This window comes from Halomonas sp. GXIMD04776 (genome assembly GCF_049808615.1).
GTDB lineage: Bacteria > Pseudomonadota > Gammaproteobacteria > Pseudomonadales > Halomonadaceae > Modicisalibacter.
Window position 1 is genome coordinate 46,074 of the sequence record NZ_JBNCAN010000019.1, and the last position, 26,223, is coordinate 72,296.

21 protein-coding genes and 1 other RNA gene are annotated in these 26,223 nt (G+C 58.3%); 6 read left to right on the forward strand and 16 right to left on the reverse strand.

Annotated features, from left to right (window positions below):
- Positions 1-36 precede the first annotated feature (36 nt).
- The 4 genes from ACPF7Z_RS13505 to ACPF7Z_RS13520 all read right to left on the reverse strand — a co-directional run bounded on the left by ACPF7Z_RS13505 (position 37) and on the right by ACPF7Z_RS13520 (position 4,904).
- Positions 37-1,716: an AMP-binding protein gene (locus tag ACPF7Z_RS13505; RefSeq protein WP_425193768.1), complete on the reverse strand. Its 1,680-nt coding sequence runs from the start codon at positions 1,714-1,716 to the stop codon at positions 37-39.
- A 170-nt stretch (positions 1,717-1,886) separates the two neighbouring features.
- Positions 1,887-2,675: a class II glutamine amidotransferase gene (locus tag ACPF7Z_RS13510; RefSeq protein WP_425193769.1), complete on the reverse strand. Its 789-nt coding sequence runs from the start codon at positions 2,673-2,675 to the stop codon at positions 1,887-1,889.
- Positions 2,668-4,464, reverse strand: coding sequence for a VWA domain-containing protein (locus ACPF7Z_RS13515; protein WP_425193770.1), 1,797 nt, complete (start codon positions 4,462-4,464; stop codon positions 2,668-2,670). The genes ACPF7Z_RS13510 and ACPF7Z_RS13515 overlap by 8 nt, the downstream gene beginning before the upstream one ends.
- Positions 4,465-4,475: 11 nt before the next feature.
- Positions 4,476-4,904, reverse strand: coding sequence for a hypothetical protein (locus tag ACPF7Z_RS13520; protein ID WP_425193771.1), 429 nt, complete (start codon positions 4,902-4,904; stop codon positions 4,476-4,478).
- Positions 4,905-4,953: 49 nt separating this feature from the next.
- On the opposite strand from ACPF7Z_RS13520, the gene ACPF7Z_RS13525 reads away from it, so the two are divergent.
- Positions 4,954-7,023: a S9 family peptidase gene (locus ACPF7Z_RS13525; RefSeq protein WP_425193772.1), complete on the forward strand. Its 2,070-nt coding sequence runs from the start codon at positions 4,954-4,956 to the stop codon at positions 7,021-7,023.
- A gap of 18 nt (positions 7,024-7,041) precedes the next feature.
- Here ACPF7Z_RS13525 and ACPF7Z_RS13530 read toward each other — a convergent pair whose 3' ends face one another.
- The 6 genes from ACPF7Z_RS13530 to dnaX form a co-directional block, all read right to left on the reverse strand.
- Positions 7,042-7,491: a YcgN family cysteine cluster protein gene (locus ACPF7Z_RS13530; protein ID WP_425193773.1), complete on the reverse strand. Its 450-nt coding sequence runs from the start codon at positions 7,489-7,491 to the stop codon at positions 7,042-7,044.
- Positions 7,492-7,520: 29 nt separating this feature from the next.
- Positions 7,521-7,811 (reverse strand): YcgL domain-containing protein, encoded by a 291-nt coding sequence (locus ACPF7Z_RS13535; protein WP_425193774.1) that lies wholly within the window; start codon positions 7,809-7,811, stop codon positions 7,521-7,523.
- A complete protein-coding gene (gene rnd, locus ACPF7Z_RS13540) occupies positions 7,811-8,953 on the reverse strand; it encodes a ribonuclease D (RefSeq protein ID WP_425193775.1) in 1,143 nt (380 codons plus the stop codon). The genes ACPF7Z_RS13535 and rnd overlap by 1 nt, the downstream gene beginning before the upstream one ends.
- A 103-nt stretch (positions 8,954-9,056) precedes the next feature.
- On the reverse strand, positions 9,057-9,662 hold the full coding sequence (recR, locus tag ACPF7Z_RS13545; protein ID WP_425193776.1) for a recombination mediator RecR: 606 nt from the start codon (positions 9,660-9,662) through the stop codon (positions 9,057-9,059).
- The gene (locus ACPF7Z_RS13550; RefSeq protein ID WP_425193777.1) at positions 9,662-9,988 is read right to left on the reverse strand and encodes a YbaB/EbfC family nucleoid-associated protein; all 327 of its coding nucleotides are present in this window, start codon (positions 9,986-9,988) and stop codon (positions 9,662-9,664) included. The genes recR and ACPF7Z_RS13550 overlap by 1 nt, the downstream gene beginning before the upstream one ends.
- Positions 9,989-10,017: 29 nt before the next feature.
- The gene (gene dnaX / locus ACPF7Z_RS13555; protein WP_425193778.1) at positions 10,018-12,063 is read right to left on the reverse strand and encodes a DNA polymerase III subunit gamma/tau; all 2,046 of its coding nucleotides are present in this window, start codon (positions 12,061-12,063) and stop codon (positions 10,018-10,020) included.
- 375 nt (positions 12,064-12,438) lie between these two features.
- On the opposite strand from dnaX, the gene ACPF7Z_RS13560 reads away from it, so the two are divergent.
- Positions 12,439-14,079: a BCCT family transporter gene (locus tag ACPF7Z_RS13560; protein ID WP_425193779.1), complete on the forward strand. Its 1,641-nt coding sequence runs from the start codon at positions 12,439-12,441 to the stop codon at positions 14,077-14,079.
- 100 nt (positions 14,080-14,179) lie between these two features.
- Complete coding sequence (locus ACPF7Z_RS13565; protein ID WP_425193780.1) at positions 14,180-15,841, forward strand: BCCT family transporter; 1,662 nt, start codon at positions 14,180-14,182, stop codon at positions 15,839-15,841.
- A gap of 64 nt (positions 15,842-15,905) precedes the next feature.
- Here ACPF7Z_RS13565 and ACPF7Z_RS13570 read toward each other — a convergent pair whose 3' ends face one another.
- The 3 genes from ACPF7Z_RS13570 to ffs all read right to left on the reverse strand — a co-directional run bounded on the left by ACPF7Z_RS13570 (position 15,906) and on the right by ffs (position 18,760).
- Entirely contained in the window at positions 15,906-16,577 is a 672-nt protein-coding gene (locus ACPF7Z_RS13570) for a 3'-5' exonuclease (protein WP_425193781.1), read from the reverse strand.
- Positions 16,578-16,639: 62 nt separating this feature from the next.
- Positions 16,640-18,544, reverse strand: a complete 1,905-nt coding sequence (locus ACPF7Z_RS13575; RefSeq protein ID WP_425193782.1) for a DUF294 nucleotidyltransferase-like domain-containing protein — start codon at positions 18,542-18,544, stop codon at positions 16,640-16,642.
- Positions 18,545-18,663: 119 nt separating this feature from the next.
- Positions 18,664-18,760, reverse strand: an RNA gene (gene ffs, locus ACPF7Z_RS13580) — signal recognition particle sRNA small type.
- A 290-nt stretch (positions 18,761-19,050) separates the two neighbouring features.
- On the opposite strand from ffs, the gene ACPF7Z_RS13585 reads away from it, so the two are divergent.
- Complete coding sequence (locus ACPF7Z_RS13585) at positions 19,051-20,274, forward strand: ATP-grasp domain-containing protein (RefSeq protein WP_425193783.1); 1,224 nt, start codon at positions 19,051-19,053, stop codon at positions 20,272-20,274.
- 29 nt (positions 20,275-20,303) lie between these two features.
- Positions 20,304-22,316: a hypothetical protein gene (locus ACPF7Z_RS13590; protein ID WP_425193784.1), complete on the forward strand. Its 2,013-nt coding sequence runs from the start codon at positions 20,304-20,306 to the stop codon at positions 22,314-22,316.
- Between the two features lie 108 nt (positions 22,317-22,424).
- Here the strand turns inward: ACPF7Z_RS13590 and ACPF7Z_RS13595 are convergent, their stop codons facing one another.
- The 3 genes from ACPF7Z_RS13595 to ACPF7Z_RS13605 are packed head-to-tail and all read right to left on the reverse strand — an operon-like array spanning position 22,425 to position 25,377.
- Complete coding sequence (locus ACPF7Z_RS13595; protein WP_425193785.1) at positions 22,425-23,939, reverse strand: tripartite tricarboxylate transporter permease; 1,515 nt, start codon at positions 23,937-23,939, stop codon at positions 22,425-22,427.
- On the reverse strand, positions 23,939-24,391 hold the full coding sequence (locus tag ACPF7Z_RS13600; protein WP_425193786.1) for a tripartite tricarboxylate transporter TctB family protein: 453 nt from the start codon (positions 24,389-24,391) through the stop codon (positions 23,939-23,941). The genes ACPF7Z_RS13595 and ACPF7Z_RS13600 overlap by 1 nt, the downstream gene beginning before the upstream one ends.
- Positions 24,391-25,377 (reverse strand): Bug family tripartite tricarboxylate transporter substrate binding protein, encoded by a 987-nt coding sequence (locus ACPF7Z_RS13605; protein WP_425193787.1) that lies wholly within the window; start codon positions 25,375-25,377, stop codon positions 24,391-24,393. The genes ACPF7Z_RS13600 and ACPF7Z_RS13605 overlap by 1 nt, the downstream gene beginning before the upstream one ends.
- A gap of 234 nt (positions 25,378-25,611) precedes the next feature.
- Here ACPF7Z_RS13605 and ACPF7Z_RS13610 point away from each other — a divergent pair, with 234 nt between their 5' ends.
- A complete protein-coding gene (locus ACPF7Z_RS13610; RefSeq protein WP_425193788.1) occupies positions 25,612-26,223 on the forward strand; it encodes a helix-turn-helix domain-containing protein in 612 nt (203 codons plus the stop codon).

The window sequence follows — 26,223 nt, forward strand, 5'->3', positions numbered from 1 at the left end:
GGATTCCTTCAACCCTGTCGACCCAGGCGAGAGCGTCTACCCTCCCCCTTCACTCTCCTTCGTGTCTTCACGCAGCTCCCGGCGCAACACCTTGCCCACATTGGTCTTGGGCAGCTCATCCCGAAACTCGATCAGCTTGGGCACCTTGTAGGCCGCCAGCTCCTTTCGGCACCAGGCACGCAGCGTCTCGGCATCCAGATTCGGGGTGCGCGCAACCACGAACAGCTTGATGGTTTCACCGTTGGTTTCGTCCGGCACGCCGACAGCCGCTGCCTCGACCACCTCGGGATGGGTCACGACCACGTCCTCGATCTCATTGGGATAGACGTTGAAGCCGGAGACGATGATCATGTCCTTCTTGCGATCGACGATACGGATGTAGCCGTCTTCCTGCAGCACCGCGACATCGCCGGTGCGCAACCAGCCTTCCTCGTCGATGGTCTTGGCGGTGTCCTCCGGGCGTTGCCAATAGCCTTTCATCACCTGCGGGCCTTTCACGCATAGCTCCCCCGGCTCGCCGAGAGGCGTGGACTGTCCATCACCATCGATGGTCTTGACCGAGGTGCCCGATACCGGCTTACCGATGGTGCCCAGTTGAATCGCCTTTGGCGGGTTGAAGGAGACGATCGGCGACGTCTCGGTCAGCCCGTAGCCTTCGGTCACAGGGCAGCCGGTCACCTCCTCCCAGCGCTTGGCCACCGCCTTGGTCAGCGCCATGCCGCCGGAGATGGTCAGCTTCAAGGGGGAGAAGTCCAGCGCGCGAAAGTCCTCACGGTTGCACAAGGCATTGAACAGCGTGTTGAGCCCCACGAAACCGGTGTACCTGGTCGACTTCAAGGTCTTGATGAAGCCATCGATATCCCGTGGGTTGGTGATCAACACGGTGTGATTACCGGTGTCCATCATCAGCAGGCAATTAACGGTAAAGGTATAGATATGATAGACCGGCAGTGGCGCCACAATGGTTTCGCAGCCCTCGTCGAATATACCCGACATCAATACCCGTGCCTGCAGCATATTGGCAACCAGATTGGCGTGGGTAAGCATCGCCCCCTTGGCCAAGCCTGTCGTGCCCCCGGTGTATTGCAACGCCGCCATATCGTCGAGATCACGGGCGACCTCGCCATGCTCGAGCCCACGCCCTTTCTCCAGAGCCTGCCGAAAACCCAGTTGCCCAGGCAATGAATAGCGCGGCACCATCTTCTTGACGTACTTGACCACCGCATTGATCAGCTGGCGTTTGGGAAATCCATGAAGATCGCCCAGCTCGGTCACCAATACGTGCTTGATCTCGGTACGCCCGATGATGCGCTCTAGCTTATCCGCCACGTTGGCCAGAATGACGATCGCCTTCGCCCCGGAGTCGCTGAACTGATGCTGCATCTCGCGCTCGGTATACAGCGGATTGGTATTGACCACGACCAGACCGGCTCGTAGCGCACCGAACACCGCTACCGGAAACTGCAGAACATTGGGCAACTGGATGGCAATGCGATCGCCGGGTTCGAGCTCGGTTTCATGCTGTAGCCAGGCGGCAAAGTCTGCTGATAGCAGATCCAATTCCCGATAGGTCAATACCTTGCCCATGCAACTGAAAGCGGGTTTGTCCGAAAAGCGCTTGACCGAGGCGTGGAAGATATCCATCACCGATGCGTACGCGTCCATCCCCTTGAGAGCTGGACCAGAGAGAATAGAGGCAGTGTCGTGCTGACTCATGGGCGGTTCTCCACAGTGGCCGTCATGTGACGACGATTTCTTGTTATCGCTCCAACTCGCCGTTGCTCACAGGAAGTGTTGGCAAGAGCATTATTCTTTATAACAGCGTCGACCACTTTAAAACACCTGCTTGAAACTATAGTTTATGTGCAAAATGCCTGATAAGCATCTCACATGGTATCGGCAGCATAGCGCGCGAGAATTTCTCCGTGGCGCCACACCAGCAACTCACCGGGACGCATCCGTTCCCAGCGTTCGTTGTCAGTCAACGCCTCAGTGGCAATCACGGATACGATGTCATGGCAGGTCGTATGCTCGACGAAATCGACGACTAGATCCGCGTCGCGCAATTGAGCCTTGCCAAAGGGCGCGCGCCGCGTGATATGAACGAGCTTTGTGGAACAAAAGCAGTAGAGATAGTGGCCATCGGAAAGAAGCAAGTTGAATACCCCCAGCGTCCGCAGACGTGCGCATAGCTCCTGCAGCACACCCCAAAGTGCTTCGGGGTTACTCGGCGGGTCAGGAAAACGTTTGCGCAGCTCTCCCAGCAGCCAACAGAACGCATGTTCACTGTCGGTGCTGCCTACGGGACGATAGAACGATAGCTCAAGCGCCTGCCATCCCTCGAGCTGTCCATTGTGCGCATAGCACCACTGCCGCCCCCACATCTCCCGGGTATAAGGGTGTGTATTGGCCAAGCCGACATGCCCCACGTTGGCCTGACGAATGTGGCTGATCACGATATTCGACTTGATCGGGTAGTCGCAGATCAGCCTGGCGATGGGTGAGGCCGCAGAAGGATGAGGATCCCTGAATTCGCGATAGCCGCCCTGCTCGTAGAAGGCAATTCCCCAACCATCCCCGTGGGGTCCAGTGTCACCGCCACGACGCAGGAAACCGCTGAAACTGAAGCAGATATCCGTGGGTACATTGGCGCTCATACCTAGCAGTTCACACATGCGGGCTCTCTCTACGCGACCGGCGTCGACGATCGGCACGTCGCCGCCGCCACAGCACGATAATCATCAGTAAAATCACACCCGTGGCAATCGCTAACCAGCCGGCAGGATCATCGCGGTGATCTCGCACCAGGCGCGGCAACGTATTGGCAATACGACTCAGCTTGTTGCTGAGCGTGTCCGCCAGCGAGGATTCCGGTTCAGCCGCGGTCGACTCCTGAGGCAGCTTTTCGCCGCTGAGTCCCTGCCGATCCAGGCGGGCACTGCCCAGGCCTCTACGCGCATCATCGTTGAGTTGCAGCGTCGGTAATTCGAGAACGCGTGTCTCGCTGCCTAGGGTTGCAAAGGCCGTTAGTCGAAGTGGTAGTGAAATATCCGGATCAAGCTCCGGCAGCTTGATACGCCACTCTCTGGAATCGACGGTGGTGACGGATAGCTCTTTATCCTGCAACCGCGCTTTTATACGCGTGTTGTCATCGCTAAGAAGCGGATATTCGGCCTGCAACACGACTCGGGTGGCCGGCTGATCGACTCTGGCACTGACCGCCGGTAGTACATTGACCGCTTGCTGACGCAAGCGTATGAAATCATCGCCGGTTGCCGTCAATGACAGGCGTGCGTTACCAACGAAGTCCGGCGCTGGCAAAAGACCCACGAAATGCCCGTTGTCGGACCTCAGTTGTACCGAGAGCACATGCTGACCCTGGGCATTCTCCAACTCGGCGCGAAGAGACAGATCAGCGGAGCCGGCATCCTTGCTGATCGTCGATTCTTGATCTTCCACCCAGGCCTCGAGTCGGGTGGCAAAATCCATGTAGAGCACCGTCGGCAATTCGGAAGCACGCAGCACCAGGGACGAATCGACATTGATACGACTGTCCTGTCCTATACGACCCTCGATGCGCCATTCCCCCCTCACCGGATCCGGAACAGTGATGACATCGAAGCGCCCTTGCGCCTGCCACTGGATCTCGTCGGGATGATCTTCAGCGGTGTAGCGCTTGCCATCGGGACTTATCAACGTCAGCGGCGGCGCATCCTGGCCATGGAACAAGAGCGCGGAAAACGCCTCGACCTTTCGGTCAATGGCAAAACTGCCCTTATCCAAGGGCACCTGATCCACCGGAAAAATACGGTCGATCACATCAAGAAAGGCACGCAGCAACGCCTCGGGGGTTTCGGCCACCACTGCCAACCCCCCGGTGACCCCGGCCATCTGCTGAGCCAAGGACTGATCCACATCCGGCGAGAACGCGATCGTATGAATGACCACGCCCTCCTCGGCGAGCCTGGGTACGAGTTCTTGCAGCAATCGCTTGCGCGAATCCGCGTCCTGTCGACGCTTGTCGTCTCTTGCCGCAGGTATATCGACGACACCATCGGTCAACAGGATCAGATGCCGCTTTGTACCATTCGGCTCCGCCTGAGCCACCTCGCGCACGGCCCGCTCGATGTCGGTGAACTGCTGGTAGTTCGCCAGCGCCGGTTTGAGCTCTAGCGCCTGTTCACGCCATGCCTGGTCAACCTTGGCGGCAGGCAGAGGATTGGCAACCTCACTGCCAAAGGTCCATAACCCTCCCGTCACTCCGGAAGGCAACAGCGAGACCAGCAATTCCAATGCGCTACTGCTCAGGCGATTGGGATCGTTTTGCTTCATGCTGCCCGACACATCGACCAGCAGACGCACGTCAGAGTCTTTTTCAACACCTTCGTCGACGCCTTCCTGAGCCCAGCTGCCAGAGGCCAGGAGCAGCAGTAGCGTCAATACTCCGACAACCAGTACGCGCATGAGCTATGCCCTCAACCGACCATCGGTTCTCGCCGCTGCCCAGGAGCGCTCCGAGAGCGTTCATTCGTCTCGACTTCCCGTTCTGCCTTGGGATGACGCTGGCGCAACCATCCCCATAGCAAGGCCCCCAGCGCGACACCCAACCCTGCACCCAGCAATAACAGCACCAGCGCAGTGCCGAATGCCCCAGAGGCATGCTGCAAGAAGGCGATACCACTCACTACCACGGCAGGCGCCAAGCCTTCATAGGGCGCCTGTCCCTCGAGCCGGGACAATGTAAACTCTGCGGGCATCCATAACACGCCGGCCACCAGCCCGGTGATCATGAAGCGAGGCAAGCGTGGCAGCCAGCGAATCGATAGGTAGCCAGTCACCAGTACAACCAGCGACAATGCCAGATAACTCAGCCATAGCAATGGCATGGAGTCGGATATCAACATCACTCTATTTCCTTGTCCTGAACTCGCTGATCATGGTACACCGCGTCCAATGAAAGCACAGCCGCCGATTAGTTCCGCACACCGCTTGCCGGTAACGCACTTCAAACGCACCGACGATCCTTCTTGGCACTGGCTCGAGAATCGCGACGAACAAGAGGTCGTCGAGTTTCTCGAAGCCGCTACAGCCCAATGCGAGCGTTGGTTGGCCCCTCTCTATCCTCTGATCGAACGTCTCTACCAGGGACATCTGGCGCGCCGGGAGCTTGCGGTCTCCGGCTTGAAGACGCCGCTCGAACATTACACCTATTGGAGCGAAACCGCCGCGGAGGCCGATTACCCGCATTGGTGGCGTCATCCCAATGGCGACGATAACCACCGACAGTCGGTCCTCGATCTCAACTCCCGGGCCACGCAACAGCCCTATTTCGAACTCGGCGATATGGCCATTTCTCCGGATGAGCAGTGGCTTGCCTGGACCGAGGATAGTCAGGGCGATGAGTACTTCGACCTCTACTTGCGCCGGTTGCCCACCGGGGAGCCACGCAAGCTCTTGAGCGCTATCGGTCCCGAACTGACCTGGGCCGAGGACGACCGCACGCTCCTGTACACGCATTACGATGCAACACAACGCCCTGCCAGCATCTGGTGTTTGAGGCTGGACACGGAGGAGTCACAGCTCGTCTTCGAAGAGGACGACCCCGAGTTCTGGGTCGGAATGGGCAAGACCCGCTCGCGCCGCTGGTTGATACTGGAAACCGCCTCCAAGGACACCTCGGAGTGTCACCTGATCCCGGCCCAGTCCCCGGATGCATTGCCACGCTGTGTCAGGCCCCGTGAAAGCGGTGTGGAGTATGGTCTCGATCATCGACCAGGGTATTTTTATATTCTGCATAATCGCGAAGCGCCCCACTTTCGGCTCGATATGGCGCACGAGGATCATCCCGATCAATGGCAATCCTTACTGCCTCACCGGCAGACGCATACCCTGGAAGACGTCGATGCCTTCGAATGGGGCTTGGTGATCGCCGAACGCGATCATGAACACGCGCAGGTGCATCTACGCGTCATCGAATTCGATAGCTCGCATGGGGCTCATGAAGATTATCGCCTGCCCCTTCCCCAGGCGCCCTGCAGCCTGATGCTCGGTGACACACCCGATTTCGACGCCCGTAAACTGCGATTACGCGAAGAGTCCTTCACGCTGCCGCCCCGTTGGATCGAGCACGAACTGAACGGTGGCAAGCGCCGAGTGCTCAAGACCATGCCCATTCACGGCGATCTGCTACCGGAGCAACTGATTTGCCAGCGGCTATGGGCTACCGCGCCGGATGGCGAACGCATTCCGGTTTCCGTGGTGGCCCGCAAGGAATTGCTCGGCAAGAAACCACTACCTACGCTGCTCTACGGCTATGGTGCCTATGGCGAAGTGCTCGATCCCTGGTTTTCGGTATCGCGCCTGGAATTGCTCTCCCGAGGCATGGCATTTGCGGTGGCCCATGTACGCGGTGGCGGTGACCGTGGCGAACCCTGGTATCTGGCCGGCAAACTCGAGCACAAGGAAAACAGCTTCCGTGATTTTCTGGCCGCGCGAAACGCGCTGGTCGATGCTGAACTGGCCGATGGCGAGCGCATTGCCGCCTATGGCGCCAGTGCCGGCGGTCTTTTGGTAGGGGCCAGCCTCAATCTCGATCCCCTGGCATTCTGCGCTGCAGTGCTCGATGTGCCCTTCGTCGATGTGCTGCGCACCATGGAAAACCCCGATCTGCCTCTGACTACCGCCGAATACAGCGAATGGGGAAACCCGAACGAGCCTGATGCGAGGCGGCGCATTCGTGCCTATTCACCGCTGGACAATCTCACCGCCCAGCCCTATCCGGCGGTTTTCCTGCAAGGCAGCTGGCATGACTCACGAGTGCCATACTGGGAACCGGCCAAGCTCTATGCGCGACTGACCGAGCTTGGCACCGCGCGGGGACCGGTGCTTCTGCATACGGATATGGAGTCCGGTCACGGCGGCGCTTCCGGTCGTTTCAAGGCATGGCGTGACAACGCCCGTCAGGACGCGTTCATTCTCTGGGCGCTGGGTCTGAACGTTAGACAAGAGGAAGAACAGGCATGACGCAGGGAGAGACGGCGATCAATCCTCGACCGGCAGAATGGCGATGATGTGATCCTCCCACTCATCCTCTGACACATCACGCTCGGAAACAGCGAAATGGGCAACGCTGATCCCGGCGCGATGAACGCTGCGAGGGTCACCGGAGATCAGCGGATGCCACTTGGCGAGTCCACGCCCTTCGTAGAGGCGGCGATAGGCGCAGGAAGCAGGCAGCCAATGGAAATCCCGTAGCGTCGTCAGGCTCATTTGTGTACAGCCGGGTACGCGCTCGAAGCGATGTGTGTAATCCTGGCAGTGACAGTTCTTCGTATCGAGCAGCTTGCAGGCCACATCCAGAGTGACGATATCGCCGCTCTCCTCATCCTCGAGCTTCGTCAGACAGCACCGTCCGCAACCGTCACACAAGGCTTCCCACTCCTCGGTGCTCAATTCATCGAGGGAAAAACGCTCCCAGAATCGTTCCCGCATATCGCCTCCCGATCACGCCACCAGAGCGCTCAATAACGCGCCTCGGTAGGTGTGCGATGCAGATCCAGCAGATACGCTTCCTTGGCCGGAGGGAGCTGCAGATAGAAACCCTGCTCGTCGATGGCCTCCATGACCCGGCTCGCATCGGCGCGGGCCAGCTTTTTATCCTGCGTGAGCAATAGCGTCATTGCCGAGACGGGCTTGCCGAAGCGTTCGAGTAACGCCTCCGGCACCTGTGCAAGGCCCTTGGCCTTATCGACATACAAGTACATGTCGTCCTTGCGCGAACTCTTGAAAACCTCACACAGCAGTCTTCGCATCACTCGCTCCTCAAGGCTTCGCTATCGTGCAGTGCCTGCTGGAAGCCTTCATTAAGCAAATTACCGCGCCACCCAGAGGGCAACGGTAACGGCAGCTGTTTCATGTCGGCAATCACCAGCTCCTCGAGCTGGCGCCTCCGTGCCAGCATCTCCGGCGCCACGCCCAAGCGCTGAGCTTCATCGCTCACCACCTGTTTGAGCCCCTTGAGGCGTCGCTTGAACGGCCCGGTGAGTGGCGAAGGTAGGATCTCGGGAAGCTGTTCCGGCGACAGTTCCGCCGCCTTGCGAACCATCGACAGCAGCGCATCGCCTTCACGCTTGACCATGGTCGGTTTGACGCCTTCGACGGCGGCCAATTCGTAACGGTTGCGCGGCTGAGCATCGGCAATGGCGAACAGCACCTTATCGCTGACCAACCAGTTGCGCGGCATGTTACGCTCACGCACCTCCGCTTCCCGCCAGGCGGTCAAGCACTGGTAGGTTGCCACGGCACGCGGATTGAGTCGCCACAGTTGACGATTGCGACGATACCACTCGTTGTCTCCTGCGGGATTGCGCCCCGCCTGGACCACCAGCGCCGCACAATCGGCCTCGAGCCACTCCAGGCGACCCAATTCGATCAATGCTTTGCGCTGCTGTGGCCAGATGATCGGCAAATAAGCGACATCGAGAGCTGCATAGCGACGCTGAGCATCGCTGAGTGGGCGTTCCAGCCAATCGGAGCGGGTTTCATCCTTGGCCACGACATCGCCGGTCCATCGTTCGACCAGTCGTTGATAACTCATGGCCGGGTCTTCGCCCAGTAGCGCCTGGGCCAACTGGGTGTCGATCAACGGCGCCAGCGGAACACCGGTCCAGTTGGACAATACTTCAAGATCCTCACCACAGGCATGCAGCAGCTTGAGTGGCCCTCGAGGGCCCAGCAGCCGGATCAGGGTCGCATTCGGTATCAGCGCCTGGGGATCGATCAGATAAACGTCACTGCCAGCGCTCAACTGAATAAGCGCCGGCACAGGATGAAAACTGGATTCACGAATGAACTCGGTATCCACTGCCAGATACTGAGCGTCCATGAGCGCATGACACATCCATTCGAGAGCAGCCGGAGTGTCAATCCAGTGTAATGCGGGGTTCAGGGGCATAATGAGCTTCAGTTGCCTTTTGACTTCTTATCAGATCGTTTTCTTGTGAGGCCGATTCGTTTCAGGTCGAGGAACCGACACACTCATTCGCGAGCGCAGCAAGTCATTCGTCACCAAAAGGCAGGCGGCCATTGAACGCACGACTCAGGGTACCACCATCGACATACTCGAGCTCGCCACCCATGGGCACCCCATAGGCCAGACGCGACATCCGAATGCCCCGTTCGCGCAACTGTTCGGCGATATAGTGTGCCGTGGCCTCGCCTTCGATGGTCGGATTGGTCGCGAGAATAACCTCCTCGACCGCCCCCTCATCGAGCCGTCCGTCGAGTCGGTCGAGTCCAATATCCTCGGGGCCGATGCCATCCAGCGGCGAGAGATGCCCATGCAAGACATAATACTGGCCGCGGTAACCGCCTGCGTCCTCGATGGCCAGCATGTCGGCGGGCGACTCGACGATACACAACAACGCCTCGTCGCGACGGGCGCTACTGCACAATGCACAGATCTCTTCTTCGGTCAGGGTGCGACAGCGACGGCAATAGCCTACCTCTGCCAATGCGCGACCCAGCACCTCTGTCAGCCGACGACCGCCTTCACGATCACGCTCCAATAAATGCAGCGCCATGCGTTGAGCGGTCTTGGGACCTACCCCGGGAAGCACCCGGAGGGTTTCAAGCAGCCGATCGACGAGTGGTGAAAACCCCATTAGAACGGCATCTTGAAGCCGGGCGGCAGGTTGAGACCGGACGTTGCCTCTTCCATCTTGGCCTTAGAGGCGCTTTCGACCTTGCGTACCGCATCATTGACCGCGGCAGCGAGCAAGTCTTCGAGCATTTCCTTGTCTTCTTCCATGATGGAAGGATCGATCTCTACCTTGCTCACGTCATGGCGACCGTTCATGGTGACCTTGATCATGCCGGCACCGGCTTCGCCGAGCACTTCGGCCTGGGCAATCTCTTCTTGCACCTGCTGCATCTTTTCCTGCATTTCCTGGGCTTGCTTCATCAGGTTGCCCATTCCACCCTTGAACATGTTGCCACCTCAATATGTGATTGGTGAAGTCAATCGGTTTGCGTCGAAGGCGCGACGGTCTGCTCCAACAAACGAGCCCCAAACGCCTGCTCCAACTGCTGAATGTGGGGGTCGCCGCGCAAGGCTTCAACCGCCACCGCATGACGTTCCGCCGTCTCACGATCACCCCGCGCCTTAGGTGTTTCAAGCGTCTCGGGAATGACCTCGGGCTCGATACTCAGGTGACGCTCGATTCCTGCCTCAGAGAGCGCTCGCTTGATTCGTTCGACATGAATATCGGCATTCATCGCTGCCTGACTCGGATCGAGACGCAGTTGCAAGTGCGTACCATCGTCGGCATCGACGATGCAGTGCGCCGCCAGGCTCCGAGTCAGCCCCGACAGGGCAAGGTCGGGAAACAGGTTCAGCCAGGCGGCATGGTCAAATGTACTCGACGCATCCGCAGGCGTCGGCGCTTCCTGGGGTTCGATAGACGAGGCTTCTCCAGTGGCCGCGGCGTTCTGAGGAAAGGCGGCGCCCACTTCTTCTACCCCATTTTCTTCCCTGGGAGCCCTGTTTTCCTCGTCTACTGTTTTCTCAGACTGTGAGCCGTCGGGCGCGGGCGCAGAGGGCGCATGCTCAGGTAACGACTCCCAGGGCGGTAGATCCTGTGCGCCGTCCATCCGGGAATCAGCGTCCATTTCCGATTCATACGGGCTCTGAGGCTCGTCATGGTGAGCGGCAATCGACGACGCATTTTCGGCATCGACTGAAGGAGTGTCCAGAGGCTGCTCGCTCGTCGTTTCATCGGCCTGCGATGGGGGAACGTCGCTCGCCATCGCGATGCTGTCTGAAGATGGCGTGGAGGATGGTTCGGAAGGCGCCGCAGAAGGCGGCATATTCTCCGTCGGTTGAGCAGCAGGCGCCGGCTGTGGTGAAGATGCCTGCGTTTCATTGCGTAGCGGCAAGGGTGTCTGAGCTGGCTTGGGCACCCCCTGGGGACGAAAGGCCAGCATCCGCAGCAAGGTCATTTCCAGCGCGGTGCGCGCATCCGGAGCGCTTTCCATATCGGCGCGCCCCTGTAAACCGATCTGGTAATACAACTGGACGTCTTCAGCGGAGAAGCGCGCCGCCAAGGCCAGCAGTGCGTCCCGATCGCCATGACCGTTATCCAGGGCGTCGGGTACCATCTGGGCAATGGCCAGACGATGAAAGACGCCGCTCAGGTCGTCGAGCACACCGGCGAAATCCGGGCCCTGCTCCGCCAATGTCGCGATGTCCCTCAATACCCGGGCGGCATCGATCTCGGCCAGGGCTTCGACAAGCGTCAGCAACAGTCGCTGGTCCAGGGTACCCAGCATGGCGGCCACGTCGGCGCGGGTGATCGCCCCCTGACCGAACGCGATAGCCTGATCCGTAATACTCATGGCATCCCGCATCGAGCCATCCGCCGCCTTACCTAGCAGCCAAAGAGCATCTTCCTCAAACGTAACGTCTTCGGCGCTCAGTACTCTTCCGAGGTGCTCGACGATGCGCTCAGGAGGCATGTTCTTGAGAGTGAACTGCAGACAGCGGGACAGCACCGTGACCGGCAACTTCTGCGGATCGGTGGTGGCGAGCAGGAACTTCACGTGCGGTGGTGGCTCTTCCAGTGTCTTGAGCAACGCATTGAAACTATGGGTGGAGAGCATGTGCACCTCGTCAATGAGATACACCTTGTAGCGTCCCTGGGCGGGCGCATATTGCACATTGTCCAGCAGTTCCCGCGTATCCTCGACCTTAGTGCGCGAGGCGGCATCCACCTCGATCAGATCGACGAAGCGACCCTCGTCGATGGCCCGACAGCTGTCACACTCACCACAGGGACGTGAGGTTACGCCTTCATCGCCACGCCCTCCTGCGGTGCAATTCAGGCATTTGGCCAGAATGCGTGCCAAAGTGGTCTTGCCCACGCCCCGGGTACCGGTAAACAGGTACGCATGGTGCAAGCGCCCTTGATCCAGGGCATTGACCAGCGCACGCTGCACATGCTCTTGACCCACCAACTCATGAAAGGTGCGCGGACGCCATTTGCGGGCCAGTACCTGATAGCTCATGCAGCGCGGATTCCTTGCCAAGAGAAGATGATCGGATTGCCATAAGAAAAACGACTTGAATGGACATTCTAGCCGTTGCAGAGAGTGGCGCAAAGCGTAACGTCTGGCAGCAACCATGCGTCTCTCTTTTCGCGAAATAATTCAGAAATACAGGCCGCCGTATCCAACATTTTTTGAACCATTTATGAAAAACCTGCATACTCAGCGGTCGTTCATGACTATCCATTAACGGGCATACGCCTGCCATGGCCTCTTGTTGTCATTCTATCCTTCGGGGGTAAGACGGCACGTCATGCAGGTGATTACAGGTTTATTATGTGCCCTGAGTACCGATTTCAAAAATGAAAATCGAATTCACGACAATGGAGAATGCTGATGGGAAATAATTCCAATTCTGACAACGCATCAAGAACAAACGAGGGAATGGAAGGCATTCCCTCGCCGGACGGCCCCACCAATCTCATCGATACCGATTACGTGATCGGTCAGGACAACATCCAAACCACGAAGCTCGGTATCGACCTGGACCTTCACGGCAAGGTCTTCATGGTGTCTTCGCTGTTGATCCTGTTTTTCGTCATCATCACCCTGGCCCTGCCGGATCAGATGGAGCCCCTGTTCAACGGCGCGAGAACCTGGCTGACCGGCAATCTCAGCTGGGTATTTCTTTTTGCCGCCAACATCTTCGTGCTGTTGACGGTGGTATTGATTTTCACCCCTCTGGGCAAGGTACGCCTGGGCGGCCCCGAGGCCAAGCCGGACTTCAGCTACGCCGGCTGGTTTGCCATGCTGTTCGCTGCGGGCATGGGTATCGGACTGATGTTCTATGGCGTGTCCGAGCCATTGACGCACTTCAACACGGCACTTGAAGGTAGTGCCTGGGCGCCGCTGGGCGGTGCCCAGGGTGATCAGCAGGGCGCTATTTCATTAGGGATGGCGGCCACCATCTTCCACTGGGGCCTGCACCCCTGGGCCACCTATGCCGTGGTCGCCCTCGCTCTGGCGCTATTTTCCTACAACAAGGGACTGCCGCTGACCATGCGCTCCATCTTCTATCCCATCCTGGGAGAGCGCGTCTGGGGCTGGCCGGGTCATATCATCGATATCCTGGCGGTATTTGCCACGCTGTTCGGCCTGGCCACCTCCTTGGGTCTGGGGGCGACCCAGGCATCGGCAGGGCTGAATTATCTGTTCGATACGCCCAACAACAACGTCACCATGGTGATATTGATCATGGGCATCACTCTCGTGGCTCTGGGGTCGGTGGTCGCTGGCGTGGACAAGGGCGTCCAGCGCCTTTCTCAGCTCAACATGGCATTGGCGTTTCTACTGCTTCTTTTCGTGATCATTGTTGGCCCTACCCTGATGATCGCGACCGGCTTTTTTGAAAACCTGTTCTCCTATGCGAAGGATCTACCCGCACTCTCCAATCCGTTCGGCCGTGAGGATAGCGACTTCGTCGGGGGCTGGACCGCCTTCTACTGGGCCTGGTGGATCTCCTGGTCACCGTTCGTCGGCATGTTTATCGCCCGTGTCAGCCGCGGCCGTACGGTGCGCGAATTCCTGATCGCCGTGCTGCTAGTACCGATGCTGGTCTCGGTGCTGTGGATGACCGCTTTCGGTGGTGCCGCCATCGAGCAGTACACGGCCGGCTTCGAAGGTGTCGCGAATGCGGCCCTTGAGCTGCAACTGTTCGAGATGCTCGGCCAGCTGCCGCTGTCGGCCATCACGTCCTTCGTTGGCATCGTGCTGGTGATGGTGTTCTTCATCACCTCCTCCGACTCCGGCTCCCTGGTAATCGACTCCATCACGTCCGGCGGCAAGGTAGACGCACCCAAGCCACAGCGCATCTTCTGGGCCCTGATCGAAGGGGCGATTGCCATCGCTCTGCTGCTGGGGGGTGGCCTGGAGGCACTGCAGGCGGCCGTACTGACCACAGGACTGCCTTTTGCCCTGATCCTGTTGGTGGGCTGCTACGCCATCATCAAAGGACTGATGAGCGAGCCACGCAGCTAAAACGGTTGCAGTGTGCGGGGGGCAAGGCTTTGCAGGAAGAAGCCTTGCCCCTTTTTGATTGTATTTATATATATCTGATGCAAACGCCAAGGAGGCACTCTTGAGCGATCAACCGTCATCTTCTCCAACCTACGATGACGCCAGCGAAGGCGTCCCCACCCCGGAAGGCCCCACCAATCTCATCGATACGGATTATGTGATCGGGCAGGACAACATCACGGCCCGCAAATTTGGCGTGAACGTCGATCTGCACGGCAAGGTTTTTCTCGTATCGTCCTTGATGGTGGTCTTTTTCGTCGTCGTCACCCTGGCGTTTCAGAACGAGGTCGAGCCGGTTTTCAGCAGCATGCGCACCTGGCTAACCAGCAATCTGGCCTGGTTCTTCATGCTGTCAGCGGATATTTTCGTACTGCTGTGCATCGGCCTGATCGTTTCGCCCTATGGCAAGATCAGGCTTGGCGGCAAGTACGCGAAACCGGACTTCAGCTACATCGGCTGGATCGCCATGCTGTTTGCCGCGGGCATGGCGATCGGCTTGATATTCTATGGCGTCGCCGAGCCGATCACTCATTTCAGTAACGCCTCCGCTGGCATCGTCACCGAAAACGGCTTGCGCACGGACGCGGCGCCGCTGGGCGCCGCGTCCGGCGATTCAGCCAAGGCCACACAGCTTGCCATGGCCGCCACCATCTTTCACTGGGGCCTGCATCCCTGGGCCATCTATGCGGTGGTTGCCCTGGCGCTGGCGCTTTTTACTTTCAACAAGGGTCTGCCGTTGACCATGCGCTCCATCTTCTATCCCATCCTGGGGGAGCGTATCTGGGGCTGGCCAGGGCATATCATCGATATCCTGGCGGTATTCGCCACCCTCTTTGGTCTGGCCACGTCCCTTGGGATCGGGGCTTCTCAGGCAACCGCGGGCATGGAGCATCTGTTCGGCATTCCAAACAACAACATCACCATGGTGGTACTGATCATGGGCATCACCGCCATCGCGCTGCTCTCCATCCTGGCAGGCATGGACAAGGGAGTGCAGCGTCTTTCCCAGGTCAACATGGTGCTGGCGTTCCTGCTGTTGATATTCGTGATCGCAGTGGGGCCGACCCTGTATCTTATTGGCGGTTTCTTCAAGAACCTGGCGTCCTACGTGACCTATCTACCGGCCCTGTCCAATCCCTTCGGTCGTGACGACAGCGGTTTCGTCGAGGGCTGGACCGCCTTCTACTGGGCCTGGTGGATCAGCATCACGCCACTTGTCGGCATGTTCGTCGCTCGTATCAGTCGGGGCCGCAGCGTGAGGGAATTCCTGGTTGCCGTACTGCTGATCCCTTCGGTCGTGTCGATCATCTGGATGACCGCTTTCGGCAATACCGCCATCCATCAGGTCGCCGCCGATGGGTTTCAAGGCGTCGAAAACGCGGCTCTTGAACTTCAGCTCTTCGTCATGCTGAGTCAACTGCCCTTTTCGTCGATCACGTCGTTTCTGGGCATCGTGCTGGTCATCGTATTCTTCACCACCACCTCGGATTCCGGCTCTCTGGTGATCGACTCCCTCGCTGCCGGAGGCAAGGTCAACGCGCCCAGGATACAGCGCGTCTTCTGGGCCATCATCGAGGGCGTCATTGCCATTGCCCTGCTGCTGGGTGGCGGCTTGACGGCGCTTCAAGCGGGAGTCATTTCCACCGGCCTGCCTTTTACACTGGTGCTGCTCGCCTGCTGCTATGCCATCGTCAAGGGGCTAATGAATGAGCCGCGTGACTAAAAACATTCACCCCCATGCCTCAAGGCGGCCGCATGGCCGCCTTTTTCATGCTCGGCGTTTGCTCTCAGCACCACAGATCGCTTATCGGGGTCTGCGGCGAATAGTGTCGGGCGATCTGCGCCTGGAACAGCTCCGCCGTGGCCAGGGCATCACCCAGGGCATGATGCCCGCTGTAGAACGGCAGATGATAACGCTGTCGGCTCTCGGCCAGGCGTAGGGAGGTAGAAGGACGCCGGGCTAGGCGTTTCAACCAGGCCCAGCGACGTTTGCGATGCAGACTCGCTTCCAGCTGCATGGTGTCGATCATCGGAAACAATAAACGCTCGCCCATTCGTGTGCGCACCGCCCGATCGAGAAAGGGACGTTCGATATTGCGGTAGTGCACGACCACCAATCTGCCGGCGAGGGTTTCCAGCAAGGCTGCAAGCACGTCATCGAGATCCGGCGCCGTGGCAATCTCGGAGTGGGTGATATGGTGAAAGGCAATGGACTCTTCACTCAATGGCTGACGCGGACGAACCACCCAATAACGGCGGCTGGCAAGTGGAATACGCTGCAGTGTGAAGGGCAATACCCCGATACTGACGATACCGTGCCGTTCCGGACTGAGCCCGGTGGTTTCCATATCAAGCGCTACCAACGGTGCGTCCGCGATGGGCGTTTGCGGGGCTGGAATATCGATCGAGTAAAAGCGCTCGAGCCTGGAATCGCATGCTAATTGAGCACATGCCCCCATGTAGTCGGCCCAATTCGTTTGATCCTGCTTGTCTGAGAAAGGGAGTGGCATAGACTATCGGATCAACGTCCCTTCGACGGCATCGGATAGCGAAACTTGACGTACTTCTGAGCGTTACTCAGGGTTTCGAAGGCCGCCTTCAAATGATGTCGATCGCGACTGGAGATATTTTCCGGCTCGATATTATTGTCCGGTTCCCGCTGCGCCTCGATATCCGCCACTTGGTGGTGAATACGCACCATGGAAATGAACTCCAGAGCATGCCCGAGCCGTTCACTCACCCCGTCCGGCAACACCCGAGCGGTGGCAATGTCGTCCAGACGTTTGAAACTATTTTGCGCTCTCGAGCCACAGGCCAGAGCATGCACACGAATCAGATCGATCAGAGGCGCTGTGCCGCGCCGCTTCAGGTTGATGGAATTATCATGCTTGCCGTCCTTCTCCATCACGAAGGTCCGGAAAAAGCCCAACGGCGGTGTTCGATTGCGGGCATTACGCGCCATGGCAGCAAGAAACAAGGGGCTCTGGGAGGCTTTCTCCGCTACAAGATCCTGCAACTGCTCGACGAACACCTCCTCTCCGTATACCCCGTCTAGATCGAAGAAAATCGAACTGTCGAGCAAGCGCTTGGGATTGGGGTCTTCGATCCAGGTGGAAAAGTATTCTTTCCATTTTCGAAGCGGCTGCCGCCACTCTCGATTGGTCGCCATGACATCGCCCTTGCAGTAGCTGTAACCGCAGGCCGCCAATCCATCGCTGACAATGGTCGCCAGACGCAGGAAGTAGTCATCATGCTGGGCCGGATCGAAATCATCATCCAGCACCAGGGCATTATCCTGATCCGTGATGATGGCCTGTTCGTCCCGGGCCATCGAACCCAGCGCCATGAAGCAATAGGGCACCGGCGGGGGTCCAAGTTCAGCCTCGGCGAGTTCGAGCAGGCGCCGGGTGAAGCTGCGCCCAATGCTGGACATCGCCCTGCCGATCATCTGGGAATCGGCCCCTTCGGACACTAATTGCGCGAAGGTTGAGCGGACCTCTTCACTTAAATGCTTGAGCCCGGCAACATCGGACTGATGAAAGATGTTGTTGACCAGGTAGAGGCTATTGTGGGTCTCGTAGCGCACGATATCGGACAGGTGCAATATACCGATCGGGCGCCGACGATGCAGCACCGGCAGGTGATGCACGTTGTTGCGCAACATGCACAGCATGGCTTCGTACAGGGACGCCTCGGATTGAACCGTCATCGGGTTTTTCGACATCACCTCGACGACGGCTGTCTCCGGTGCCACCCCCACCGCCAGCACCCGGGTGCAAAAATCCCGATCGGTGATAATTCCCGCCAGTTTCCAGGTCTGGCCATCCGCCAGGGTGAATTCGCGGGAATGATCTTCGTCCGGCTCGGTCAATACGAGCGCTGCCGTCGATCTCTCGTCATGCATGCGCCGAGCGACTTCCTGCAAGGCAGCGGAGGGTTCGACCATGATGGGGTAACGTCGAATCAGCTTGCGCACTCGAGTCGTGAGCATGTCGCTATTGCGGCGCTGTTGCTCGACGGTAATTTTTAGACGCGCTCCACTGTCCTCGACAAAATCAGCGAAATCATCATTTTCTTCGCATAATTGCTCGAAGGTAGCTTCGGGAATGAAATAAATGAGGGTATCTTCGATCGCCTTGACCGGAAAATGAACGCCGCGATGACGCAGCAAATCGGAGTAACCGAAGATGTCACCTTCGCTTAAACGGTTATAGAGGGTGCCACTACGACGAAACATCTCGACGGCACCGCTACGGATATAACAGAACTCATGAATAGCTTGGTCTCGCGTCAGTATCTCGGTGCCCGCGCGGTAATAGCTGACCTGAACCACGCTTGCCACTTCATCGAGCAATGCATCGGATAGACGATCGAAGGGCGCGAACTGGCCGAGGTGATCGCGAATTTCCAACAGTTCAGTGTTCATGGCCGCCCATCCGAATCAGAAACGAATTGAGGGAATTGTCAGAAGGATGGAGAGCGGGGTCAAGCAGAAGAATAGAACGATTACAGCGCTGAGGGGACGACCTGAATTGGGAGGCGGCGCCTCGTCAGCCGCATCCCGGCACACGCAGCCACCACTACCGTTGCTCCCTTCCGGGCCTGGCGGGGTTCGCGGTTTAGCATTGCGGGAGGACCGACGAGGGCCACCATAAATCGCCTTTTGCCAGACGGCACCTAGATGCAAGCGCTTGAGCATCAAGGGCTTGTTCAACGAGCGCGTACTATATCAGCGACCTGATTCGGCATCAAGCGTAAACCCTCATAGGCTAAAGCTGTGCTGCAACATATTGCTTGGGTTTAAACGGGTAAGTGAAAAATCCGTGGTTTTATTGGGTCGGTTGGCTGCTATGCTTAGGGGGCACTGATTCAATTTTATAATGTACAACGGCTTGTCTGCCGTATGTACGACAACGATCAGGGAGATGATTCATGGAAAAGAATCCTGACAAGGGTTATGTCGCAATGCTGGGCTGGAGCCTGAATGCCATTGAGGCGCTGGATCGCTTCGATCGACGTTATGTGATCGTCGCGCCGGACTGGGCGGAGGATTACTGCAAGGAACACGATATTCCTTATCTTGCCTGGAATTTCGAACGTCTCAACGATCGCTCCATGGAAATCGCTGAAACCCTCAATGACATGGGGGTGGATGTTGCCATTCCGCTTTTCGAGGAAACGGTGGAGTGGGCCGGCGCCATCAACTCGGTGCTCCTGGACAATCCACGGCTGTATGGTCAGGCGTTGTTACTGCGGGACAAGGCGTTGATGAAGCGACGAGCGCAGCTTGGCGGCATTCGCGTGGGCATCTTCGAGGAAGCTCACGACAAGTCTGATGTCATCCGCTTTCTCAAGCGCGTCAATCAGACCTTGCTCAAACTCGATGGCGACCCCAACGACCCCATTCACCTGAAGGCCTTCGACAAGGCGGGCTGCCTGGGCCATCGCGTGATCCGCACGCCGGACGAGATCGATACGATTCCCGACGAAGAATTTCCGGTACTGATGGAAAGCCATCTGGACGGCTGGGAGTTCGCCGTCGAGGCGTGGATTCACGATGGAAAGATCCGTTTCTTGAACATTTCGGAATACGTGACCCTTGGCTATTCGGTCTTCGTTCCCGCGACCCCAGAGCTTGAAAAGTATCGGGAAGCGATCACCCGCCAGATCGAAAAGCTGATCAAGACCTTCGATATCGAATTCGGCTTCATCCATCCCGAGTACTTCGTCACCAGCGACGGGGAAATGTACTTCGGTGAAGTCGCCTATCGCCCACCGGGCTTCAAGGTCTTCGAACTGCTCGAACGAGCCTATGGCTTCAATGCCTATCAAGGTCTCGTGTTGTCCTTCGATCCCAAGACCACCGAGGAAGAAATCACGAACTTCTTCCCCCGTGAAGTGGTGGATGCCAAGGGCCATGCCGGTTGCTTCGGGGTCTATCCACGTCGACGCGTGGTCAGTAAGCTCGAGATTCCCGAAGAAACGGAACAGCACGAATATTTCGAGTCTCATGAGTTGACGGCACCTTTGGAAGAGACGGTTACCAAGCGCACCGCCTTCGGCACGCACTGGGGCCTGATCTATTTCTTCGGTGAGGACCCGCATACGATGCGCGACCTGTTGAAGCATCAGGAAGAACTCGATTTCTATGTCTGACAATACTGGCAGGATGACAAGGAGTTTGTTTGACTAATCAAGGTGAAAGCGCCGGTGACCTGCAAAGGTCACTGGCCAATCTGGATGAGGCGATCGAAATCCTTGCCCGGACAAGAGACTTTGCCAAAGCCACCAAAACCAATCGCGTGCTGACAGCGTTACGCCGGATCATGATGATGGAAGGTGGCCCTGAGGCCATCGAACAGCGCGCGACACTGCTCGAGTCGGCGGGTATCTTCAACGGCTCCGACTGGTCCCAGCCACAAATACTGCAACCAGGGCTGACCAAGTATTCGCTGCGCTCGGCGTCAAGCGATATCGTGCTGATGGAAGCATTGAGCGAAATACGTTTATTGGCAGTAGCCAAAGGCGATTATCGGCATCCCTCCATTTCCACCGAGCAGGCTCACCACTACCTGACCCAGGTACTGGCGCTCAATCTCGAATTACTCTTCACGCCTCCCAGTGAGGCCGAGCGCACGCAACAAGGCAATCTCGCGCTCTTGACACGCCGACTGCTCAAGTATCTTACCCTTGGCATCGGCTATGAATACATCGTCGACCGGCTTGTCGATGAAATCTGGCGTATTCTTCAACAGCGCCCTATCCAGGTCGAATCGGTCAAGCAGATGATTCTGCAGATCGCCTCATGCCGTATCAATCCTGACATTGAACTGGGTATCAGTGGCCAAGGGGCGGATCGCCTGATCAGCAGTCTATTCGGCACCACCAATGGCTGTCGTGAAGATCCAGGCCTGGAGGTGTATCAGCAACGCCTCGAAAGCATGGATTCGACGGGGCTGCATTACGAGGCCACCGGTTTTGCGCGGGCAATGCACGACACCGGCCTGGTCTCGCCCTATCACGCGGTGCTGCTGCGCCATCTGCTCACTCACGGCGATCATACGCTGGCCGAAGCCCTCGGGCTCTCCAGTACCGGTCGCGACTGTCTACTGTGTTATCGCGCGCTGGTACACGCCATGATCGACCTGGCGGTACATCCGGAGACAAGCCAGGCCATCTATGGACTGGCTTTGTTGCTCGAGCGAGGCATTCTCTACCAACCCCCGGTGGCGCCGGCACTGTGGCGACAGGTGGCGCTGACACTGTCGCCTTATTCCCAGCAACGCTTGATTCTTGCTTTTGGCGCCACGCCCTCCCCCAGTGCACGACTGATGGAGGGCGTCTTGTGCATGCTTGGCCAGCCTCTGGGCGTCGGTCAGGGCAACAACCCCACCTGCCAGTCGGCACGGGCGCTGTCGATGTGGTCCTATAACGACCCGGACTATCTGCTGCAAATGGTCGTTTGGGCTGCTCGGGACGACGAAATCATCATGCACTTCGAAGGCCAGCCGGTCTCTTCCCGGGAGAACCTCGAGGGTGTCGCCAAGACGCTGCCCATGGATCTCGACCCGGTCTCACTGTTGGTGGTGCCGCATCTGGATCGTATCTATAACGAAATGGGTCGGCGCTGTGTGGCGCGAGGCGAGGATCCGCACCGCTGGGTCAATCCCGAATTTCATGGCTGGTGGGCCGGGCGTGGTTTCCGCATTGCCGTGGATATCGCCACCGGCAAGCTTTTTCAGCTGGAAAGTTTTCTGCGCCACTTCTATGCCTGCTATCACCCTTACTACAATGGCAATCAGCCCTTGATCCATCCCCAACCGGCGGGCATTGCGGTCACTGACAGCGCCGCCCGATTCATCGGTTGGCATGCCATTTCGCTCCTTCGGGTGAGCCTGGATCCACAGCAGGTCATGCGGATGTACTTCTTCAATCCCAACAACGACAGTGGCCAGGATTGGGGGGATGGCGTGGTGGTCAGTACCGCCGGGAACGGCGAACGTTACGGGGAGGCTTCTCTACCCTTCGAAGATTTTCTGTCACGCCTTTATATCTTTCATTACGACCCTCTGGAGCCAGGCAACACCAGCGCGGTCGATGAACAGTACATTCTTGACGTAATGGATAAGGTCCAACGCACCTGGGCCAAGGATCGAATACCCGCGGATCCCATGCAAGCCACGAGTGGCCCGGTTTGAACCGGCCGTTCTCCTCTCAAACGCACGCCCCCACTGGAATGAACTGAATCCCGGTGGGGGCATTTTCGAGTCTCCGGCGCTTGTCACGGAGCTTCGGTGTTAGAACGCTCAGTCACCGACGCTGCCTTTTCCTTTCATGCGCTGACGCAGGATTGGCCCGACCAGATAGGGCAAAATCAAACCGACAATCGCGACACTCCACAACCCTATCGCCAGACCGCTGCCCCAGAGTACCGTCCAGTCGCCATCGGAGATATCCAGAGCGTGACGCAGATTCTTCTCCATCTCGGGTCCCAGCAACAACCCCAGAATGATCGGCACCAGCGGAATATCCAGCTTGCGCAGGAAATAACCGCCGACCCCGAAAGCAACCATGAAGTACAGATCGAAGGCGGAATTGCTGATTGAGTAGATGCCCACGAACGCCACCATGGTAACAATGGGCAGCAAATACATCGGCGGCACCGATAGCAGCTTGACGAAGATCCCTACCAGCGGGATGTTCAACAGCAATAGCAGGAAGTTACCGATCAGCAGTGCCGCAATGACGCCCCAGACGATATCCGCGTTCTGAGTAAACATCAGCGGCCCCGGCGTAATATTCAACGAGATCAACAAGGCCAGCAGCACCGCCGTCGTACCACTACCCGGCACGCCTAGCGTCAGCATGGGCACCAGGGCACCGGACGAGGCACCGTTGTTACCCGCCTCCGGCGCCGCAACCCCGCGCGGATCACCTTCACCGAAATGGCCTTTCTTGCCCAGAATCTTCTTCTCGAGCGTATAACTGATGAAGCTGCCCAGCGAGGCACCTGCGCCGGGCAAGACACCGGAAATGAAGCCCAACACCCCACCACGCAATGAGGTCGGCAACACTGCGACAATATCTCTCCAGGACAGCTTGAGCTTGTTGACCACCATGGCCGGCTTGCCACCACCAGCGCGCTCCTCGATGAAGAACAAAAGCTCGGAAATGGCGAACAAGCCGACGATGGCAATGATGAAATCGATGCCCTCGTAGAGTTCGAGGATGCCGAAGGTGTAGCGCTGGGTGCCGGTATTGTCGATGCCCACGGTCGCGATCATTAGCCCGATGGCCGCCGCCATGATCGTCTTGACCGGGTTCTTGCCGGTAATGCCACCCAGCGTCGCGAAGGCCAGCACGAACAGGGCGAAATACTCCGCCGCGCCGAAGGTCAGCGCGAACTTGGCCAACAGTGGCGCCAGCAGAATCAGTCCAATGGTCGCTACCAGGCTGCCGATGAAGGAAGCCACGGCGGAAATGGCCAGCGCCTCCGCAGCCTTGCCCTTCTGGGCCATCGGATAGCCATCGAGACAGGTCATCATGGCCGGCTCGTCTCCGGGAATATTCAGCAGAATCGACGAGATACGACCGCCATACATGGCACCTGCATAGACCGCGGTGAGCATGATAAGCGCAGTATCCGGCTGCAACCCCAGAGAGAACGCGAGCGGAATCAGGATTGCCACCCCGTTGGCAGGCCCCAGGCCGGGCAACGCACCGATCAAGGTGCCGAGAAACGCCCCTAGCAACGCGAACATCAGGTTGTGCGGTTGCAGGGCGACGCCGAACCCATCGATCAGATAATTGAGGGTTTCCATTAACTTGTCTCCAGCACGCTTAGCAGACCCCAGGGCAGCGGCAGGTCGAGGGCGAAGGTGAACAACAGGAACACGACGATGCCGGCAATGAGCCCAGTGAGATAGGCGCGTACAGGCGTCGCACCCATACGCCAACACAGGGTACCCACCGCCAGGGCCGTGGCGATGATGAATCCCAAGTGCTGCAACAACAGCGTGTAGGCGATCAGCACGGCGACGGCAATCACCAGCTCCAGCCAGATACGGCCGGGTGGCCAGGCATTGTCCGGATCGGGCCTCACGATCAGGTAGAGACTGGTCAGCGCCAGCACTACCGCCAAGAGCATTGGAAAGGTTTCGGGGCCGACAGACTCGGCCCCGCCGAAGGGTTCGGGAAACTGGGTGGCGCCCCAGCCGTAGGCCACGGCCAGGACGAGCATCAGTATGCCAAAGATACGATCATTGAGGGCCATTACTGGATCAACCCGATATCCTTGGAGAGCGCCTCAATGTCATCGATCTGCTGCTTGACGAAGCTCTCGAATTCACCGGCACTCTTATGGAAAGGCATCAGGCCGTTCTGCTTCATGACCTGCTCCCATTCCTGGCTTTCGTAGATAGTGTCCATGGCATCGACCCAATACTGCTTGGCATCGTCGGAGATATCCGCCGGCATGTAGAAGCCTCGCCAGTTGGGGCCGACCGCATCGATACCCTGCTCCTTGGCGGTAGGAATGTCGGAGAACTCACCCGGCAGTCGCTCTTCAGAGAGTACCGCCAGTACCTTTAGATCGCCGGATTCCATGAAGCCCTGAGCTTCGGTGATATCGCCGGTGAAGGCATCCACGTGACCACCCACGACCTGGGTCATGGCTTCGCCACCGTTGTTGTAGGAAAGATACGGAATACGCGGCAGGTTCTCGACTCCGGCGTCCTGGGCCGCGATCAGCACCTTGAGATGGTCCCAGCCACCCTTGGCGCTCCCTCCAGCAAACTTCACCGCCCGTGGGTCTTTCTTGAGAGCATCCATCAACGCCGGCAGATCCTGATACTCGGAATCCTTGGACACGGCAATGATCCCGTAATCCGCTCCCAGGGCCCCGATCCAGTTGACCATATCCGCGTCCAGGCCCTGGAACTGTCCCTGGGCCAGACGCGTGGTGGTCGCCGTCGACGCCGCTACCAGCAGCTGCTCGTCACCGGCGCGTTTGCTCACCGTGTGGGCATAGGCGACACCGCCCCCGGCACCGGCCATGTTGATGGTCTGCACGCTGCGCGGCACCAGATCGAGGTCCTCGAGCACCTTGCCAACACTGCGGCAAGTGAAGTCCCAGCCGCCCCCCGGGTCCGCAGGCGCCAGACACTCCACCTTGCCGGAAGGCTCAAACGCCATGGCCATACTGCTGCTCAGCGTCAGCGTCACCGCGGCTAGCAGTTTGATCGGTGTTCTCATCGTCATTGTTATTTCCCTTTCGTATCGAGGTGAGTGAATCGGTTTGAAGCGAGTGTCGAATTGCCGGACTTGCTCTTCGCTTCGCAACCACCTTACAATTCTGTAAGGCAGAACAACGTTCCTTAGAATAGAAAGTTAGGCATCCTGAAAAGCGCCGTCAACGTCAATCGCCGTCGCTACGACCAAAGTAGAGCACCCATGACGGCATTTACCCACTCCTGCAAAAGGCGTACTGAAAGCATGGCACAAGATCGCGTAGAGGCCGTGGAGCGGGCATTGACCATACTCGAAGCATTCGACTCATCCACGGAGAGCTTCACTCTTGCCGAGCTGGCGAATGTCACCGGGTTCTACAAGAGCACGCTGTTGCGCCTGTTGAGTTCACTCGAGCGCTTCGATTACGTTCAGCGTGGTAGTGATGGACGCTATCGGCTGGGGGCGACACCGTTGCGCCTGGCACGCCAACATCTGCCCAGTCGTCAGCTCGAAGTCAGAATCCAGCCGGTCCTGGACCGCCTGGCCAGCGCCAGTGGCGAGACCGCCAGCCTGATTGAAGTCGACGACGAGAACGTCGAATGCTGCCTGGTAGCGACTCCAGATACGGCCTTGCATCATGCGCTACGCCCCGGACAACGCTGGCCCACGCCCCAAGGCGACCCCATACTGGATTTCGCCGGCGGTGTCATGGTCTGTCAACGCTTGACGATAGCGGATTCGAGGGCATTCTGGCTTGCCCTTTCGGGGCCGTGCGGGCGGCTCGACCCGACCGCCGCCAACGCACTATTGAACGAGGTACAGTCCAGGTTGGAGCAGCAACCGGAGGATATTACCCAGCCAGCGACCTACCCTTGA

What these genes read in the sequence shown, in the direction of transcription:
- ACPF7Z_RS13505 (WP_425193768.1), bottom strand. Translation starts at nt 1,716, where the DNA reads ATGAGTCAGCACGACACTGCCTCTATTCTCTCTGGTCCAGCTCTCAAG.
- ACPF7Z_RS13510 (WP_425193769.1), bottom strand. Translation starts at nt 2,675, where the DNA reads ATGTGTGAACTGCTAGGTATGAGCGCCAATGTACCCACGGATATCTGC.
- ACPF7Z_RS13515 (WP_425193770.1), bottom strand. Translation starts at nt 4,464, where the DNA reads ATGCGCGTACTGGTTGTCGGAGTATTGACGCTACTGCTGCTCCTGGCC.
- ACPF7Z_RS13520 (WP_425193771.1), bottom strand. Translation starts at nt 4,904, where the DNA reads ATGTTGATATCCGACTCCATGCCATTGCTATGGCTGAGTTATCTGGCA.
- ACPF7Z_RS13525 (WP_425193772.1), top strand. Translation starts at nt 4,954, where the DNA reads ATGAAAGCACAGCCGCCGATTAGTTCCGCACACCGCTTGCCGGTAACG.
- ACPF7Z_RS13530 (WP_425193773.1), bottom strand. Translation starts at nt 7,491, where the DNA reads ATGCGGGAACGATTCTGGGAGCGTTTTTCCCTCGATGAATTGAGCACC.
- ACPF7Z_RS13535 (WP_425193774.1), bottom strand. Translation starts at nt 7,811, where the DNA reads ATGCGAAGACTGCTGTGTGAGGTTTTCAAGAGTTCGCGCAAGGACGAC.
- rnd (WP_425193775.1), bottom strand. Translation starts at nt 8,953, where the DNA reads ATGCCCCTGAACCCCGCATTACACTGGATTGACACTCCGGCTGCTCTC.
- recR (WP_425193776.1), bottom strand. Translation starts at nt 9,662, where the DNA reads ATGGGGTTTTCACCACTCGTCGATCGGCTGCTTGAAACCCTCCGGGTG.
- ACPF7Z_RS13550 (WP_425193777.1), bottom strand. Translation starts at nt 9,988, where the DNA reads ATGTTCAAGGGTGGAATGGGCAACCTGATGAAGCAAGCCCAGGAAATG.
- dnaX (WP_425193778.1), bottom strand. Translation starts at nt 12,063, where the DNA reads ATGAGCTATCAGGTACTGGCCCGCAAATGGCGTCCGCGCACCTTTCAT.
- ACPF7Z_RS13560 (WP_425193779.1), top strand. Translation starts at nt 12,439, where the DNA reads ATGGGAAATAATTCCAATTCTGACAACGCATCAAGAACAAACGAGGGA.
- ACPF7Z_RS13570 (WP_425193781.1), bottom strand. Translation starts at nt 16,577, where the DNA reads ATGGGGGCATGTGCTCAATTAGCATGCGATTCCAGGCTCGAGCGCTTT.
- ACPF7Z_RS13575 (WP_425193782.1), bottom strand. Translation starts at nt 18,544, where the DNA reads ATGAACACTGAACTGTTGGAAATTCGCGATCACCTCGGCCAGTTCGCG.
- ACPF7Z_RS13585 (WP_425193783.1), top strand. Translation starts at nt 19,051, where the DNA reads ATGGAAAAGAATCCTGACAAGGGTTATGTCGCAATGCTGGGCTGGAGC.
- ACPF7Z_RS13595 (WP_425193785.1), bottom strand. Translation starts at nt 23,939, where the DNA reads ATGGAAACCCTCAATTATCTGATCGATGGGTTCGGCGTCGCCCTGCAA.
- ACPF7Z_RS13600 (WP_425193786.1), bottom strand. Translation starts at nt 24,391, where the DNA reads ATGGCCCTCAATGATCGTATCTTTGGCATACTGATGCTCGTCCTGGCC.
- ACPF7Z_RS13605 (WP_425193787.1), bottom strand. Translation starts at nt 25,377, where the DNA reads ATGACGATGAGAACACCGATCAAACTGCTAGCCGCGGTGACGCTGACG.
- ACPF7Z_RS13610 (WP_425193788.1), top strand. Translation starts at nt 25,612, where the DNA reads ATGGCACAAGATCGCGTAGAGGCCGTGGAGCGGGCATTGACCATACTC.